The following is a 17,132-nucleotide window of genomic DNA, read 5'->3' on the forward strand; positions in this document are numbered from 1 at the left end:
GCACATAAGAAGGAGAACAAAGAAAATATCAAGGAGAGACTTTTTAGTCAGCCCCTACCCGTAGGGGGAGGTGGTAGGTAAAACAATAAAATACCTATTAATAAGAATATTAAGGAATTTCTTTCTCACCTACCACCCCGCCCTTTGGGCACCCCTCCTCCCGGGAGGAGGGGAATAGAGATAGTCCGTTTGATTCATAACCGCTACAAACACGAACGGAGCTACTTTATGAAAATATAGAACGGTGTGCATTCATCTTCTCATAAGGCAATGTGAACCAGAAAGTAGAGCCTTTACCCAACTCCGACTCCACCCCTATCTCACCTTTCAGTTCTTTGACTATATTCTGCGAGATAGCCAGTCCTAAGCCCGTTCCTTGCTTAAACGAATCGAGTTTCACGAAGCGGTTGAATATAGCTTCTATATTCTCAGGCGGTATACCCGCGCCCGTATCGGCCACGAAGAAGCGTATATAACCCTCTTTCGGCAAATCATACCCTATAGTAATGCTTCCGGCAGTGGTGAACTTCATAGCATTACTGATAAAGTTATTCATGACCTGGGTAATCCTGCGCTGGTCAGTATACAATAACAATTCGGACATCGGAGTAACAGTGACCAGCTCAACATGCTTATTGGTTAACCTAATTCGGGTCGCCTGTTCTATTTCAGACAACATCTTGTTGATGTCGATATTGGCATAAACATATTCCAATGTGCCCGCCTCAATTTTAGACAAGTCCAGAATATCATTGATGAGCTGCAATAAAAGTTCGTTATTCTGTTCAATGATACTGAGATATTCCACCCTTTCTTCTTCCGAAACATCTGTAGCCAATATACTCGAAAAACCGACTATAGCATTAAGCGGAGTCCGTATCTCATGACTCATATTGGCCAGAAAAGCAGATTTTATACGGTTCGACTCTTCAGCCTCTTCTTTTGCCAGACGCAGTTTACGTTCCATGACTTTCAAATCAGTAATCTCCCAGGCTGTATAAACAATCCACTTGCGACCGTCAGAGAAGGTGATAAGATTATTATTCTGAAAAGTGAAGCACTCTTCGTTCTTATTGGTAAAAAAGCGTCTTATGCCCGACTGGGAATTATTCGTCCTCACCAGTTCTTCATCCTCTTTCCTGATCAGCTTTGCGGCTTCGGGCATGACCTCAAAATCTGTTTTTCCGATTGCCTCCTTAGCCGGATATTCGAATAGTTCTTCCGCCTTCTTATTCCAGAAAGTATAACGCATATCGTTATCCACGTCTTTCACCTTGGCAGCAATAGGGAGGTTGTCGAGAATGTTCTCCAACAAATGCAAATGCTTTTCACGCTCTCTTTCGCTCAGAGTTTTTATGCGCCTGTTCATAAAGAAGAATAAGAAGAAAACAACTGCTCCCCCCAGAACAATCACAACATAAGTCATATTTCTCTGAATGAAGCTGGGCGGAACATCATGAAAAATAGCATCTTGTGGAATGTTTTTCAAAGAACCCCCTTTATCAAGCAACGTCTGATAATTGAGATGCGTATCGGGTGTACCGGCAATAATTGTCTTCGCCTGATAGGCACCATTATTCTTTAGCACACTCTTTATCTCGCCGACAACCGCATTTTCTATTTCAGGACTACTGATATAATGTCCGCCTACGAATAGCGAACGACTCTCTGTGTACTGATCGGACAAAGTAAAAACCGGATTTTTAGCAGCATCGGAAATATAAGAGTGCATCCTCTCGTCGGGATAGTACCGTTCTGACAAGCTTTGACTGGAGATATTTATCCAGGAACAGTAAATAATGCCGGTCTCTTTGCCATACGTACTAAGCTCATGAAGCATTTCTTCCGAATTAGTATAAGGATAGGTAATAAAGCCTAATTCCAGTTCCGGGAAGTATTGTTGATGAAGTTCCTCAAATTCCTTACGAATCAGGGAACAGACAAACCTGTCATCCGACAATAAAACAATCTTTTTCATTTCGGGAGTGATTTGCTTCATCAAGTGTACGGTCTCCCGAATATAAACCGGTTTATTTATTGCAGTGATATTATAGCGTTCCTGCATTTCAGGCGTAGTTATAATCTGGTCGGCAGTGATGTCCTTGCCACCATAATACTTATTTATATCTTCCGGCAGATATGGGGACGAATGACAAATAATGGTAGGCACCCCTTTCCAAATAGTATCAAAAAGCGGTTGGCACACATACCATCCCGGAATACCTATTATTACAACAGCTTTAGGAGGAATCGGATATTTATTCTTCAGATAACCAGTCTTCCGTTCTATCTCTTCCTGATTATGAAGATTCCAAACGGTAAGGGCTTCCGAATATACCTTGAATGAGTCTTCCTGATTGAATGTTTTTTCTACAGCCTCAAGCAAGTCATAGGTCCATTTCTCGCGGAAAGTAGAGGAACTAATAAAAATTATATAGTCCTGATTTTTTATATCGGCCATCACTCTGGGAGCAAACGAAAGACAAGCGAGAATAGTCATCGCAAGTATCCGGAATGTCAAAGGAGGATACAGAAGTATATTCTGATTTGGCATAGAGATAAAGATTTAAATATAAAACAGCAAAAGCCTCTCAACTAATTGCTGCAAAGTTAGAAAAAAATAAATGCATAAGAAGTTTCAGGTAACAAATTTGCTTTTTACGTTCATCTTTTTGCAATTTATATCCTCTTACGATGCAAAAGCTGTATTATTTATTCGTTAACCATGCGTATATTTGCACAATACATTTTCCTTTATTGCTCATTCTGCAGGGTTTACATCACCTGATTGCAATAACTCCCGCTCCTTCTTCGTCAGACTCTTGACCACAATGTCATAGGATTTTCGTACCAACTCCTTGATCCAAATATTCGGCACATCTTGATTGAAATAAACACTAATCCAATATTTCTTATTCATGTGCCAGCCTGGTTTTATGCCAACATACCTGCTTTGCAATTCACCCGATTCTTCTGGATTGCATTTGATACAACAAAAATCAAAGACTTCGATATTTACAAAACAGAACCATTTATCCAACACGTAAAAACACAAAACATCACGACTGTATCTATCAGCCACATTGGGAAATGGCATTTTTTCATGAACACCTTCAAATGAAAGGCAGTATTCTCTGAAATCCTCAATATTCATATTTCTCAAGCATTAATTCATAAAATCGAATATACCAGCAAATCCACAAATTACGAGTAATAAAAAAGAAAAGCGGAGAGAGTTTTTCAACTTTCTCCGCTTCAGTACCCAGACCCGGGGTCGAACCGGGATGGAAGTGAATCCACTGGTGTTTGAGACCAGCGCGTCTACCGATTCCGCCATCTGGGCATGCTTGATTTCTCAATTGCGGTGCAAAGATACGGCTTTTTTCTAAACCTGCAATACTTTTCCTAAAAAAAGGAGAAAAAAGTCATAAAACTCTCTACAAAGATTCCGTGTTTCCAAAATATAGTGTACTTTAGCAGAAACTTTTAAAACAAACGATATGACAACAAATAAGAATAACTTCTGCGTTATCATGGGTGGAGGTATCGGTAGCCGATTCTGGCCATTCAGCCGAAAAACGCTCCCAAAACAGTTTCTGGACTTCTTTGGTACAGGCAGATCACTGCTCCAACAAACCTTCGACCGCTTCAACAAAGTTATTCCTACAGAGAACATACTTATCGTTACAAACGACCTGTACGCTGATCTTGTAAAGGAACAGCTCCCTGAATTGAATCCTGAACAAATACTGCTGGAACCTACACGCAGAAATACTGCTCCGTGTATCGCATGGGCAGCCTACCATATCCGCGCATTGAACCCGAATGCAAATATTGTGGTAGCTCCGTCCGACCATTTGATTCTGAAAGAAGGCGAATTCCTTGATGCCATCGAAAAAGGCCTGACGTTTGTATCCCAATCGGAAAAGCTGCTCACCCTCGGAATTAAGCCCAACCGACCCGAAACAGGTTATGGTTATATACAGATAGCCGAACAAACCGGAGACAACTTCTATAAAGTGAAAACTTTTACCGAAAAACCGGAACTGGAATTAGCCAAAGTATTCGTAGAAAGCGGAGAGTTTTATTGGAACTCCGGGCTCTTTATGTGGAACGTGAACTCAGTCATCAAGGCTGTGGAAGCATTGCTTCCCGAACTAGCATCCAAATTAGCCCCGGGCAAGGATATATACGGCACATCCTCCGAAAAGGCATTCATTGATGAAAACTTCCCCGCCTGCCCCAATGTTTCCGTTGACTTCGGCATTATGGAAAAAGCAGACAATGTATATGTTTCATTGGGAGACTTTGGCTGGTCGGACTTAGGCACATGGGGTTCCTTATATGATCTGTCCCCGAAAGACGAAGGAGGAAATGTCACCTTGAAATGCCAGTCATTGCTATACGAAAGCAAAGATAATATCGTGGTACTCCCACAGAACAAACTCGCTGTCATCGACGGCCTGGAAGGTTATCTCATTGCCGAATCAGACAATGTGCTACTGATCTGCAAAAAGGACGAAGAGCACTCTATCCGCAAATACGTAAACGATGCCCAGATAAAACTGGGCGAAGATTATATTTAACTAAGAAGTGAAAATTGAAAGCACACGCTTTCAAACAACGATAAAGAAAACGGGAACTGAATCCACTTCAGTCCCCGTTCTTTTTATATAAAAGGAAGGAATATTATTATCAAAGCGCCGTCCGAATCGCTTCAGCAACCGCCTTGAATTCTTCATCAGAAAGTTTCAGCTTCGGATTAGAGAACAACATATCCGATTCTTTCTGCATAGGGATAAGATGAATGTGCGCATGAGGCACTTCCAGGCCAATCACCGCTTCACCTACTTTTTTGCAAGGAAAAGCTTTCTCAATGGCGCGCGCCACCTTCTTGGCAAAAACGTGCATTGCCGCCAAATCTTCGTCATTCAGGTCGAAGATATAATCCACTTCCTGCTTGGGAACGACCAACGTGTGACCTTTCACCAACGGATTGATGTCCAGAAATGCAAAGAACTTATCATCCTCTACCACCTTATAGCTTGGTATTTCACCTGCGATAATTCTGCTGAAAATTGTTGCCATAGCTTTTATTGTATATAAAATAAGGCAAGCCCGCACGCGGACCTGCCTTAAGATTAAATTGATATGTTCATTACTTCAAGGTGAATCATGCCCTGTGGCACTTTGATTTCTGTTACGTCGCCTACCTTCTTGCCAAGTAAACCTTGTGCAATCGGGGTGTTAACCGAAATTTTACCTTCTTTCAGGTTGGCTTCGCTTTCCGAAACAATGGTATAAGTCATCTTCATTCCATTCTTTACGTTCTTCAGTTCCACTTTATTCAATATCTGCACGGAGTCTGTTTTCAGCTTGGACTCATCAATAATCTTGGCATCTCCGATAACCATTTTCAATTTATTGATTTTCATCTCAAGCATACCCTGAGCTTCTTTGGCAGCATCATACTCTGCATTCTCCGACAAGTCACCTTTATCACGTGCTTCGGCTATTGCAGCCGAAATCTTAGGACGTTCTACCGTCTCCAATTCTTTCAGTTCGGCCATCAATTTCTTGTAGCCTTCTTCTGACATATAAGCCATACTTTTTTCCTCCTTTTTAGTTTCTAAATGGTATTATATAACAAAAAAGAATTCCAACATGGTCAGCATGCTGGAACCCTCTTCTATTTTTCTTCTGCAAAGATAGCCTTTTAATTAATGCGTGTCAAGCAAAAATTGCTGCTATGTAACATATTTAAATAAAAACTTCTAATTTATAACAAGTTACAACAGTGCTTTCACCGCAGCATCCAGGTCTTTTATAGTCTCTCCGCGAGCACTCAACTCACTATTCCGGTTAATCAGGAACAACGATGGCACTTCTTTAACGTTGTACATGGCAGCCACATTAGAGTAAATTCCATTTGCATCCCGCACACAAATCCAAGGCAAATTATCAGCCGTTGTTTTCCAGAAATGTTCGTCTGCATCCAGTGAAACCTGATAAATCACCAAGCCCTGATCCTTATATTTGGTATACAGGTCGTTCAATAAAAAATTATGAGGGGCGGAAGCTGCACTCTGATAAATGGTAAAATCCAGCAATACCACTTTACCTTTCAGTTCGCTCAACTTATGGGTATTCCCTTTCATGTCGCGAAGGTTGATGTCAATGATACCCGTTTCTGTAATCGCTTCTTCCGGCAACTCCAGTACTTTTTGCTGTGGCGTACGGGTATTTTTCATTCCTTTAATCACAATATTATAGAGATTCTTTGAGCGGTCTGCATGCGGATAGTAGTTATTCAGGCTGGTTGCCACCGCTGCAAAACATTTGATGTCTTCCTTGCTGTTCAAGGGGTCGAAAATAAGATAGTTATTCAACTTCTGGAACAGGGCAAAATAAGCTGCGGCAGTGTTGGGAGCCGCAAAAATATACTTTGTTTTCACATCATCTTTATACTCTTTCATCAAGGCAGCCAGTTGTTCTTCAAAAACATCGGCACCTATCTGATGGGACTGCATTTTCTTAATCAGTTCATTCACCTGGTTCTGCAACTGCACCTGCTTCAATGTCAGTTCCTTGATTTTAGTACTGTTTGCCGAGCCTTCCACCGTATAAGCAGTTGCAAAATCAGCATACGGGGCTTTCACCCCTACAGTTTCCGTAGAATCCACTGAGAAGTTGATAACCTTGTCGTCCACGCGCAGGCGATAAAACTCCGGAGACTCCGGGCGTGTTTGTTTGAAACTGAAAAAACCGTCAGCCTTCAATTTAACAGAATCCAAAGGCACAACACCTTCCAAAGCAGCAGCTTCCAGATACAACATCTTGCCGTCGGCACCTGAAACTTCGCCTTCAACTTTGAATTTCGGTTCAGAATTACATGCACTCAATGCCAAAGCGGCAAGCGCAACAAAACAGATCTTTTTCATATTTAGCTTCTTAATTTCTATGTTAGAACGAACGTGCAAATATAGCTCTTTTCAAGTTTAGTCAAAGCATTTTCATAGCTTCTTCCACCCGGAAACTTAAAAAAATAGTCAATTAGGAACTTTTTCATCTCATTCCCACTTGATTACATGAATTAATATGTATCTTTGCACGAATTTTGAAAGAAAAAATAGATAAAACATTTTTTATGATTAACCCAATTGTTAAGACGATCGAGCTTCCTGATGGCAGAACCATCACACTCGAAACGGGAAAGCTGGCAAAACAGGCAGACGGTTCTGTAATGCTTCGTATGGGTAACACCATGCTTCTTGCTACTGTTTGTGCCGCTAAGGACGCAGTTCCCGGAACAGATTTCATGCCGTTACAGGTAGAGTACAAAGAGAAATTTTCCGCATTCGGACGTTTCCCCGGCGGTTTCACCAAGCGTGAAGGACGTGCTTCGGACTACGAAATCCTCACCTGCCGCCTCGTGGACCGTGCTCTCCGCCCTCTATTCCCCGATAATTACCACGCAGAGGTATATGTAAATATCATCCTCTATTCTGCCGATGGCGTTGATATGCCGGACGCACTGGCAGGGCTTGCCGCTTCTGCCGCCCTCGCAGTTTCAGATATTCCTTTCAACGGACCGATTTCCGAAGTACGTGTAGCACGTATCGACGGACAATTCGTTATCAACCCTACTTTTGACCAGTTGGAAAAAGCTGACATGGACCTTATGGTTGGTGCCACTTATGAAAACATCATGATGGTGGAAGGTGAAATGGACGAAGTATCCGAATTGGACTTGCTGAACGCCATGAAAGCTGCCCACGAAGCTATCAAAGTGCAGTGTCAGGCACAGAAAGAATTGGCTGAAGCAGTTGGTTCTACCGTAAAACGCGAATATTGCCACGAAGTAAATGACGAAGAACTGCGCAAGGCAGTTCGCGAAGCTTGCTACGATAAGGCTTATGCCATCGCAGCTTCCGGCAACAACAATAAGCACCAGCGCATGGAGGCTTTCGATGCTATCCGCGAAGAATTCAAAGCACAGTTCAGCGAAGAAGAATTGGCTGAAAAAGCTGCTTTAATCGACCGCTACTACCACGATGTGGAAAAAGAAGCTATGCGTCGCAGCATTCTGGACGAAGGCAAGCGCCTCGACGGACGTAAGACTAACGAAATCCGCCCCATCTGGAGTGAAATCAGCTATCTGCCCGGACCTCATGGTTCCGCTGTCTTCACCCGTGGCGAAACCCAATCTTTGTCTACCGTAACTCTCGGTACCAAATTGGACGAAAAGATTATCGACGATGTACTGGAACATGGCAAGGTACGCTTCTTGCTGCACTATAACTTCCCTCCGTTCTCTACCGGAGAAGCTAAAGCACAACGTGGTGTAGGTCGTCGTGAAATCGGTCACGGCCACTTGGCATGGCGTGCGCTGAAAGGTCAGATTCCTGCCGACTATCCATACGTAGTACGCGTAGTATCCGATATTCTCGAATCTAACGGTTCTTCTTCTATGGCTACCGTTTGTGCCGGAACTCTGGCATTGATGGATGCAGGTGTGAAGATTAAGGAACCGGTATCAGGTATCGCTATGGGATTGATTAAGAATGCAGGTGAAGAAAAATACGCCGTATTGTCCGACATCCTCGGTGACGAAGACCACCTGGGCGATATGGACTTCAAAGTAACAGGTACAAAGAACGGTATCACTGCTACCCAGATGGACATCAAGGTAGACGGTCTTTCCTATGAAATCCTGGAACGCGCTCTGAACCAAGCCAAAGAAGGACGTATGCACATCCTCGGCAAGATTCTGGAAACCATTCAGGAACCTCGCGAAGAACTGAAACCTCATGCTCCACGCATCGAGACGATGACTATTCCTAAAGAATTTATCGGTGCCGTAATCGGCCCGGGCGGAAAAATCATCCAGGGCATGCAGGAAGAAACCGGTGCTACCATCACTATCGAAGAGGTGGACAACATCGGAAGAATCGAAATCTCCGGAACCAACAAAAAAAGCATTGACGGCGCTATGCGCTTGATTAAGGGTATCGTTGCCGTACCGGAAGTTGGCGAAGTATACAAAGGCAAGGTACGCTCAGTAATGCCTTACGGTGCTTTCGTTGAATTCCTGCCGGGTAAAGACGGTTTGCTGCACATTTCGGAAATCGACTGGAAACGTCTGGAAACAGTAGAAGAAGCCGGCATCAAGGAAGGCGACGAAATTGAAGTGAAGTTGCTCGATGTAGATCCGAAGACCGGTAAATTCAAACTTTCGCGTAAGGTATTGCTGCCAAGACCAGAAAGACAAGAAAGACCTGAAAGAAAATAAGATTTTCCTTATTCCTTATAGTATTAAGCCCGACGGAAACCCGCCGGGCTTTCTTTTTGTAAAAAAAGATAAGACTAAATCCGAAAAACTCTTTCATTATTTTGCGTATTCCGAAAAGATTATGTTACTTTACCCTATAAACCTTAAATAAGAGAGAAAATATTTAAGAATGCTTGTCTCTGAGAACCTACATACTATGGATTTATTTTCGCGTTTCTTTCGTGAGAATCAAGAAAAATTCCTTGCCTTTGCCTATTCCTATATCAGAAGTTGGGCAGAAGCGGAAGATATTCTTATGGAATCCATGATTTCTTTGTGGGAATGCCGCGACCGCTGGGAAGAAGATAAAGGTCTGCACGCCCTGCTCCTTACCATTATCAAAAATAAGGCCCTTAATTATCTGGAACGTGAGCAAACACGCTTACGCATTGAAGAAGACTTGAATTCGCACCGTCAGCGCGAACTGGATTTGCGTATCGCAACTTTAAAAGATTGCGAACCCGACAAGATTTTCAGCACAGAGATACAGCACATCGTGAACAAGGCATTGGGAAAGATGCCGTCACAAAGCCGGGAAATATTCATGCTCAGCCGCTACAACAACCTGCCGAACAAAAAAATAGCCGAACAACTGAATGTCTCCCTCAAAACAGTAGAATTTCATATCACCAAGGCATTGCGTATCCTGCGCGTTGAATTGAAGGACTATCTGGCCTCCATCCTCCTCTGACAAAACCTGTTTTTTTCTTTGAAAATATAAATAAAAGACATATGTTTGCATCATCAGTAATATTGCTGGCGATTAAACATAGCATATATGAGATATATTGTAATAATATACTACGTGCTTATCGAAGGGGATCAAGAATTTGAAACCCTCAATGTCAACAAAAATATTGAGGCAAACTCACCGGAAGAAGCCATAGGCATTGCTTACAATCTCTTCAAAGCCGAAGCCCCGGAAGAGTGTTATATTGTATCCATAATCCCCAATGCAGTGCCTTGACACATTACAGATAAAACATTTTCTTCCTTAACCGAAAAACAGAACAAAAAGGCCCGGTTCATACCTGGTCCGTATCCTCTTTGTACCCTCCTCGTATCCGCTTCGCTCTTTTCATCCCCCTATAGAAGCGAAGGAAACACAAAACTGATGCAAACCGGAAGAGTTTCCGACCAAAACCCAACTTTAAATTCAGGCTATATCCGAGTGATAAAATCGCGATAAATCCCTCTTTTTTCCCTTTTTCAAAGAAAAAACAAAAAAAGTTTCATTTTCCGTTAGGGTAGTGGCGAACTCACCTGTATTAATTACAGAAGGGGAGGAAAAACCTCTCTTATTCAACTAACAATTTGAGTACATATGAACCAAGAACTATTATATAAGTATTTTAAAGGAGCCGCAACCATTGAAGAAGAAAAGCGCATTCTCGATTGGGTGGACGCTTCGGAAGAAAATCGGGAGGCTTTCTTAAAAGAACGCATGATGTTTGACGTCGCCCTGTTCTCCAACCGGCAGGATGCAAAGAAAAAGACAGCACGCCTGACTCCGATACTCAAATGGGGAATGCGTGCAGCAGCCGTCATCATAGTAGGCATATGCGGTTACTTCATGACGAATGATTATCTATATAATAAATTGGCCCAACCGCAAACCGTGACCGTCCCTGCCGGACAACGTGCACAAATCACCCTTGCCGACGGTACACGTGTATGGTTAAACGCACAATCCACATTGACTTATACCTCCAACTTCGGACGCGATGAAAGAAACGTGAAACTGGACGGCGAAGCTTACTTTGAAGTAGCCAAAAATAAAGATATTCCGTTCTACATACATACAGAAATGAACAATGTGAGAGTAGTCGGCACCAGTTTCAACGTCTGCGCCTACAAAGGAAGCAAAGAATTTGAAACTACGCTCATAGAAGGTATCGTAGACATCTACCCTGCCAACAGCGGTAAGGTTATCACCCGCTTGCAGAAAGACGAATTCTTCGCAAACTACGATGGAAAGTATAAGAAAACCATACTCCCGTCCTACGAGTATCTGCGTTGGAAAGAAGGATTATATTGCTTTGACGATGTGCCTTTCAGTTGCATACTTGACAAGCTTGAGAAATACTATAATGTGAAAATAACAGTGGCAGACCCCGAGTTACTGAATTATGACAGTTGCACCGGGAAGTTCCGCGAACAAGATGGGATAGAGCATATTCTGCGTACAATTTCAAAAGACCATCCTTTTGAGTTTAGCATCAACGAAGACAAAGACTCCATCACCATCTACAAAAAGTAATTTGATATCAAAGATAAAACCTTAAAATTTAGTACTAACCTCTTAAACAGAAAAGCATTATGAAATAGAAGAAACAGTCAACCAATCCCCCCCTAAAAAAAGATCGGAAAGTACCCCCATACTTTCCGATCCGAAACAGTCAAAAATCGACCTTAATCAATTTATTAACTTAACACATTACAAAGATATGAGAAAAATTTCTTTGAATGGGCTTTTTTGCCCAAAAAGTTTAGTATTTAAGCAAATATTACGAACTATGAAGATCACACTATTCCTTCTCTTGTTTGTAACGTTCCAAGCGTACAGTAGTAGTAGCTACTCTCAGAATGCCAAAATCAGCATCCCCCGCTCTGAGTTGCGAGTAAGCGAAATCCTCGATAAAATCGAGGCCCAGACAGAGTATTTGTTTGTCTACAATAAGAAGAGTGTGGACGTGCGCCGCACCGTAAATGTAGATGCAGACAACCAGCCTGTGTCCGAAGTTTTGGACGAAATCTTCAATGGCACCGACATCAGATATGTAATGGAAGGCAAGAACATCGTGCTGACCAAACAATATGAAACTGCAACCGAAATCATCGCTGCCGTACAGCAGGAAAACAAACCCGTGAAAGGTATTGTGACCGACATGCAAGGTGAACCGATTATCGGCGCCAATGTGGTAGAGAAAGGTACGACAAACGGTGTCATCACCAATATTGACGGTGAATTTACACTGAATACACCTGCCGATGCTACGCTGGTTATCAGCTATATCGGGTACCAGCCGGTAAGCGTTGCCCTGAATGGTCAGGAAACAATCAATGTGCAGATGCAGGAAGAAGCGCTGTCACTGGAAACGGTGGTGGTAACGGCCATGGGTATCAAGAAAAAAGCCGCTTCACTGACTTACTCTACCCAGCAGGTAGGTGGCGACGAACTGACACGCGCCAAAGACCCGAATATGATTAATGCATTGGCCGGAAAAACCGCCGGTGTATCCATTACACGCAACTCTTCCGGTTTAGGTGGTTCTGCCAAGGTTTCTATCCGTGGTATTCGTTCTGCCAACGCTGACGGTAACAACCAGCCATTATATGTCATTGACGGTGTGCCTATGCTGAATAATACATCCGAACAAGCCTTTTCCGCCATGGGTGGCAATAATGATACTGGTAACCGCGACTCCGGTGACGGTATCTCCAACCTCAATCCGGACGACATTGAAAGCATGAGCATCCTGAAAGGTGCTTCCGCCGCCGCTCTTTACGGTTCGCAAGCCGCCAATGGTGTAATCCTTATCACAACCAAGAAAGGAAAAGCCGGTATGCAACGCATCACGTTCTCTTCCAACCTGACTGTAGACCATGCCATCAGCCTGCCCGAATTCCAAAACAGATACGGCGCCAGTGGCGAAACCAGTTGGGGCGCAGAAAATGCAAGCATGAAAGCTTATGACAATGTGGGCGACTATTTCAGTAACGGAGTGACAGCCACAAACTCCTTATCCGTCACAGCAGGAAAAGAGAAGATGCAAACTTACTTCTCTTATGCCAACACCACAGCCAGCGGCATTGTTGATGTAAATAAACTTCAGAAGCACAACATCACTTTCCGCGAAACAGCCTCCCTTTTCAACGAACGCTTGACGCTGGATGCCAACGTGAACCTGATGACCCAGAAAATCAAGAACCGCCCTACCTCCGGTGGTTACTATATGAACCCATTGGTAGGTTTATATTCCTTCCCACGTGGCGAAGACATGAGTGTTTACCGCGACAACAACGGCTTCGAAAGATATGATGCCAACAGAGCTATGCCTTTGCAAAACTGGTATACAGACATCAGTGGTTTCACTCAGAACCCTTACTGGCTAAACAATAGAGTTACCAGCAACGACAAGCGTTTCCGCACAATGGCTTCATTGAGTGCTAACCTGAAGGTAAACGACTGGTTCACCATCCAAGCACGTGGCAATGTAGATTATATCAACGATAATTACGACCAGAAGATGTACGCCGGCACAGCAGCCGATGTGGCTCACGAAAACGGACGTTATATCAAGCTGAACCGGCAGGAATTCATGATGTACGGCGACGTGATGGCAATGTTCAACAAAACCTGGAACGACTGGTCACTGAATGCAGCCCTTGGTAGCAGCATCAACACTACGAAAGTGAACTCACTAAGCCTTGATTCCGGAAAATCCGGCTTATACAAAGCAAACGTATTTACAGTTGCCAATATGAATCTGGGCGGTGCCGGTACTTCTTTCATCGACGAACTGAACGACCAAAGACGCACCATCCAATCCCTCTTTGCAACAGCACAAATCGGTTGGAAAGAAAGCCTTTACTTAGACCTGACCGCCCGTAATGACTGGTCGTCTACACTGGCCAACACGAAGAGCGAAGGTTCCGGTTTCTTCTACCCCTCAGTAGGTGTATCCTGGATTTTGAACCAGACACTCAACCTCCCGTCATGGATCAGTTTCGGTAAAGTCCGCGCATCTTGGGCACAAGTAGGTAACGACCTTCCCATCGGCATTACCAGCCCGGCACAGACTATTACAGCCGGTGGCGTAGTCAATCCCATCGACTATTACTTTGCCGAAGACCTGAAACCGGAAATCAGTACTTCTATCGAATTTGGTACCGAATGGAGATTCTTCAACAGTCGTTTGGATTTCGACTTCACGTTCTATCGCACCGATACCAAGAACCAGTTAATCCGGGTAAACACTACTGCCGAAAAGCGCCGTTTCCGTTGGATTAACGCAGGTAAGATTCGCAACACCGGTATTGAAGTCACCGTAGGAGCCACTCCGCTAATGAACGACAATTTCCGTTGGAAAACTCAGTTTAACTTCGCTACCAATAAGAATGAGATTGTATCTCTGGGTGGAACACCCAGCTTCCAGTATGCTTCCGGCAACGTAAGTATGCCTTATAAGATGATGGTTGTAGAAGGCGGTTCATTGGGCGACATCTATGGAAACGTATTTGTACGTGATGAAAGCGGTAAGATTCTTTTGGAACCGGCAACGGACAAAGATGGCAACGAGAACAAAAATGCCGGTCTGCCGCAGGTAACCACTGACAAGGCAGCCAAGATTGGTAACTTCAATCCCGACTGGACTCTCGGCTGGAGCAATACTTTGACTTACAAAGGTTTCTCACTTTACTTCCTGATTGATACCCGCATGGGTGGCGACGTTATCTCACTGACGCAAGCCGGTCTGGATTATGCAGGTGTAAGCAAAGCAACCGGTGATGCACGCGCAGCAAAGCGTTACATGCTGGAAGGTCAGGAAATCAAGAACGTACAAGGTTTCTATCAAATGGTAGGCGACCGTGGTAACGGTACTACCGAATTCTACAGATACGATGGAACTAACATCCGCTTGCGCGAGTTGTCACTTGGCTACTCCTTCCCACAGCAGATGCTCGAAAAGACAGGATTCATCAAAGGTGTTGATCTCTCACTGGTGGCGCGCAATCTGTTCTTCATCTACAAAGATGCCCCGTTCGACCCGGACGCAACGATGTCCGTAGGTAATGATAACCAAGGTTTGGATACCTATGGTATGCCTTCAACGAGAAACATTGGATTCAATATTAAACTCACTTTCTAATACCTGAACGATATGAATAAGATAAAATATACAGCCGTACTACTCTTGGGTGGACTTTTAAGTCTTTCATCCTGTACCGATAATTTCGCCGAATTCAACGATACAAAAGGAGCGTATACAGATGACTTGCAAAAATATGACAACCAGACCAACCTGGTACCCTTCTCTACCATCCAAAAAGGTATCATCTACCAGACGGGTGTAGAAGGAACGGACTGGCAATATCAAGTGATACAAAATCTGGTAGCCGATATGTATGGCGGATTCTTCCATGACATGAATGGTTCGTTTAATCAGAACAACTCTACTTATAACCTGAACAATGGTTGGACAAGCGCCATGTGGACCTATTCTTACGGCAATGTCATGCCTTCCATCGCTGATTCCGAAGAGTTGAACACAGCCGAAGAGTGGCCCTTGTATCACGCTCTTACCAAAGTGCTGAAAGTAACCCTTCTGCATCGTGTAAGCGACTATTATGGTCCTATCCTTTATGATGGTTTCGGCACTGCCGCACAAACTCCCCAGTCTCAGCAGGAAGTTTACAAACGCTTCTTCGAAGACCTGGCAACAGCCATCAATATTCTGAAGGATTATAAAGGCGGCGTATCTTTTGAAAGCGCCGACTTCATGATGCCGGAAGGCAAACGCACACCTGCACAATGGTTGAAGTTTGCCAACTCTCTCCGTTTGCGTCTGGCAATGCGTGTATCCAATGTGGACCCCGATTTAGCCAAAGAACAAGCTCAGGCCGCATTAGATGCACAGAATGGCGGTGTATTGGAAACATCTAACGAAACTGTAGGCCAATATGGAATCCGTAACCCGCTGGGTGGTGTTTCCGGTTGGGGCGAAGTATTTATGAATGCCAGTCTGGAATCTTTCCTGAAAGGATATGACGACCCGCGTTTGAAGTCTTACTTTAATGCCGCGCAAGATGGTAGAGACAATGATGGCAACATCACGCAAACTGTGGCGGGTGTGAAACAACTGACCAGCATCGAAGGCAAGTTCAAAGGTGTGCGCCAGGGAACAGGTGTAGGAGACAACCGTTACTCCACCCACTCACGTACCACCATCACCACCAGTAGCAAGATTATAGTAATGGCTGCTGCCGAAGTATGGTTCCTCCGTGCAGAAGCCGCCTTGAGAGGCTTCACCTCTGAAGATGTGGAGAGTTGCTATAAGCAAGGTGTCACTACTTCTTTTGCACAATGGGATGCCAGTGGCGTAAGCGAATATTTGGAAAGTGAAAACACTCCGGCTGATTATGTAGATACATTCGATAAGAGTTTTGATGCCAAAGCAACTACCAGTATCACTCCCAAATGGGATAATGCAGCCGATAATGAAACGAAACTGGAAAGAATAATCACCCAAAAGTGGCTGGCCATCTATCCCGAAGGCTGCGAAGCTTGGGCAGAACAACGCCGTACCGGCTATCCGAAACTCTTCAAAGTAGTAGTGAATAACAGCAGTAACACCATCAGTACAGATGAGATGATTCGCCGCGTATTCTTCAATCAGGATTATATCACGAACAACAAGCCGTTGTATGATGCATTGGTTAGCAAGTTAGGCGGTCAGGATACTGGTGGTACCCGTCTTTGGTGGGATACCGGAAAGAATAATTTCTAATCCTAATAAAAGAAAACTAAGGTATAGAATTTTGATTAGTGGTGTTTTCTCCGTATTAGTTACGAGGGAAAAAAGATTGGAAGGAGTAAAGTCATTTGGGGGACTTTACTCCTTTTCTATCAACGCATTACATTTACCAATCATTTACCGCAAAATGTAAAAGCATTTACCGCAGGATGTAACGACCTTTACCACCTATTGTAACGCTCTTTACCTCGGTATGTAACGGCCTTTACCTCGGCGTGTAAATGGAGTTACCATTTGGGGTAAACAGAATCTTCATGGAATGA

General features: G+C 43.7%; 12 protein-coding genes and 1 tRNA gene. 7 read left to right on the forward strand and 6 right to left on the reverse strand.

Going from position 1 to position 17,132, the window contains the following annotated elements:
- Positions 1-226: 226 nt before the first annotated feature.
- From QZ135_RS00915 to QZ135_RS00925, 3 genes are all read right to left on the reverse strand, one after another.
- The gene (locus tag QZ135_RS00915) at positions 227-2,554 is read right to left on the reverse strand and encodes an ATP-binding protein (RefSeq protein ID WP_294605008.1); all 2,328 of its coding nucleotides are present in this window, start codon (positions 2,552-2,554) and stop codon (positions 227-229) included.
- A gap of 207 nt (positions 2,555-2,761) precedes the next feature.
- Positions 2,762-3,154 carry an MmcQ/YjbR family DNA-binding protein gene (locus tag QZ135_RS00920; RefSeq protein ID WP_294605011.1) on the reverse strand — a complete coding sequence of 131 codons (393 nt, stop codon included), beginning with the start codon at positions 3,152-3,154 and terminating at the stop codon, positions 2,762-2,764.
- Positions 3,155-3,259: 105 nt separating this feature from the next.
- Positions 3,260-3,343 (reverse strand) — tRNA-Leu (locus QZ135_RS00925).
- Between the two features lie 157 nt (positions 3,344-3,500).
- Here QZ135_RS00925 and QZ135_RS00930 point away from each other — a divergent pair.
- A complete protein-coding gene (locus tag QZ135_RS00930) occupies positions 3,501-4,586 on the forward strand; it encodes a mannose-1-phosphate guanylyltransferase (protein ID WP_294605013.1) in 1,086 nt (361 codons plus the stop codon).
- A gap of 109 nt (positions 4,587-4,695) precedes the next feature.
- Here the strand turns inward: QZ135_RS00930 and QZ135_RS00935 are convergent, their stop codons facing one another.
- The 3 genes from QZ135_RS00935 to QZ135_RS00945 form a co-directional block, all read right to left on the reverse strand.
- Complete coding sequence (locus tag QZ135_RS00935) at positions 4,696-5,088, reverse strand: HIT family protein (protein WP_294605017.1); 393 nt, start codon at positions 5,086-5,088, stop codon at positions 4,696-4,698.
- Positions 5,089-5,141: 53 nt separating this feature from the next.
- Positions 5,142-5,606, reverse strand: a complete 465-nt coding sequence (gene greA / locus QZ135_RS00940) for a transcription elongation factor GreA (RefSeq protein ID WP_044138693.1) — start codon at positions 5,604-5,606, stop codon at positions 5,142-5,144.
- Positions 5,607-5,789: 183 nt separating this feature from the next.
- A complete protein-coding gene (locus QZ135_RS00945) occupies positions 5,790-6,941 on the reverse strand; it encodes a TlpA disulfide reductase family protein (RefSeq protein ID WP_294605021.1) in 1,152 nt (383 codons plus the stop codon).
- A 206-nt stretch (positions 6,942-7,147) separates the two neighbouring features.
- Between QZ135_RS00945 and pnp the strand changes: the two genes are divergently transcribed.
- The 6 genes from pnp (at position 7,148) to QZ135_RS00975 (ending at position 16,842) form a co-directional block, all read left to right on the forward strand.
- Complete coding sequence (gene pnp, locus QZ135_RS00950; protein WP_294605023.1) at positions 7,148-9,292, forward strand: polyribonucleotide nucleotidyltransferase; 2,145 nt, start codon at positions 7,148-7,150, stop codon at positions 9,290-9,292.
- 169 nt (positions 9,293-9,461) lie between these two features.
- On the forward strand, positions 9,462-10,022 hold the full coding sequence (locus QZ135_RS00955; protein ID WP_294605026.1) for an RNA polymerase sigma-70 factor: 561 nt from the start codon (positions 9,462-9,464) through the stop codon (positions 10,020-10,022).
- 87 nt (positions 10,023-10,109) lie between these two features.
- A complete protein-coding gene (locus tag QZ135_RS00960; protein WP_294605028.1) occupies positions 10,110-10,298 on the forward strand; it encodes a hypothetical protein in 189 nt (62 codons plus the stop codon).
- Positions 10,299-10,655: 357 nt separating this feature from the next.
- The gene (locus tag QZ135_RS00965; protein ID WP_294605029.1) at positions 10,656-11,591 is read left to right on the forward strand and encodes a FecR family protein; all 936 of its coding nucleotides are present in this window, start codon (positions 10,656-10,658) and stop codon (positions 11,589-11,591) included.
- 187 nt (positions 11,592-11,778) lie between these two features.
- Positions 11,779-15,204, forward strand: coding sequence for a TonB-dependent receptor (locus QZ135_RS00970; protein ID WP_294605030.1), 3,426 nt, complete (start codon positions 11,779-11,781; stop codon positions 15,202-15,204).
- A gap of 12 nt (positions 15,205-15,216) precedes the next feature.
- Positions 15,217-16,842, forward strand: a complete 1,626-nt coding sequence (locus QZ135_RS00975) for a SusD/RagB family nutrient-binding outer membrane lipoprotein (RefSeq protein ID WP_294605032.1) — start codon at positions 15,217-15,219, stop codon at positions 16,840-16,842.
- Positions 16,843-17,132 lie beyond the last annotated feature (290 nt).

The sequence above is a fragment of the uncultured Bacteroides sp. genome (genome assembly GCF_905207245.1).
In the GTDB taxonomy this organism is placed as follows: Bacteria; Bacteroidota; Bacteroidia; order Bacteroidales; family Bacteroidaceae; genus Bacteroides.

Coding starts and splice junctions, on each gene's coding strand:
- QZ135_RS00935 (WP_294605017.1), bottom strand. CDS start 5,088: ATGGCAACAATTTTCAGCAGAATTATCGCAGGTGAAATACCAAGCTAT.
- QZ135_RS00920 (WP_294605011.1), bottom strand. CDS start 3,154: ATGAATATTGAGGATTTCAGAGAATACTGCCTTTCATTTGAAGGTGTT.
- QZ135_RS00960 (WP_294605028.1), top strand. CDS start 10,110: ATGAGATATATTGTAATAATATACTACGTGCTTATCGAAGGGGATCAA.
- QZ135_RS00975 (WP_294605032.1), top strand. CDS start 15,217: ATGAATAAGATAAAATATACAGCCGTACTACTCTTGGGTGGACTTTTA.
- greA (WP_044138693.1), bottom strand. CDS start 5,606: ATGGCTTATATGTCAGAAGAAGGCTACAAGAAATTGATGGCCGAACTG.
- QZ135_RS00970 (WP_294605030.1), top strand. CDS start 11,779: ATGAGAAAAATTTCTTTGAATGGGCTTTTTTGCCCAAAAAGTTTAGTA.
- QZ135_RS00965 (WP_294605029.1), top strand. CDS start 10,656: ATGAACCAAGAACTATTATATAAGTATTTTAAAGGAGCCGCAACCATT.
- QZ135_RS00945 (WP_294605021.1), bottom strand. CDS start 6,941: ATGAAAAAGATCTGTTTTGTTGCGCTTGCCGCTTTGGCATTGAGTGCA.
- QZ135_RS00930 (WP_294605013.1), top strand. CDS start 3,501: ATGACAACAAATAAGAATAACTTCTGCGTTATCATGGGTGGAGGTATC.
- pnp (WP_294605023.1), top strand. CDS start 7,148: ATGATTAACCCAATTGTTAAGACGATCGAGCTTCCTGATGGCAGAACC.
- QZ135_RS00955 (WP_294605026.1), top strand. CDS start 9,462: ATGCTTGTCTCTGAGAACCTACATACTATGGATTTATTTTCGCGTTTC.
- QZ135_RS00915 (WP_294605008.1), bottom strand. CDS start 2,554: ATGCCAAATCAGAATATACTTCTGTATCCTCCTTTGACATTCCGGATA.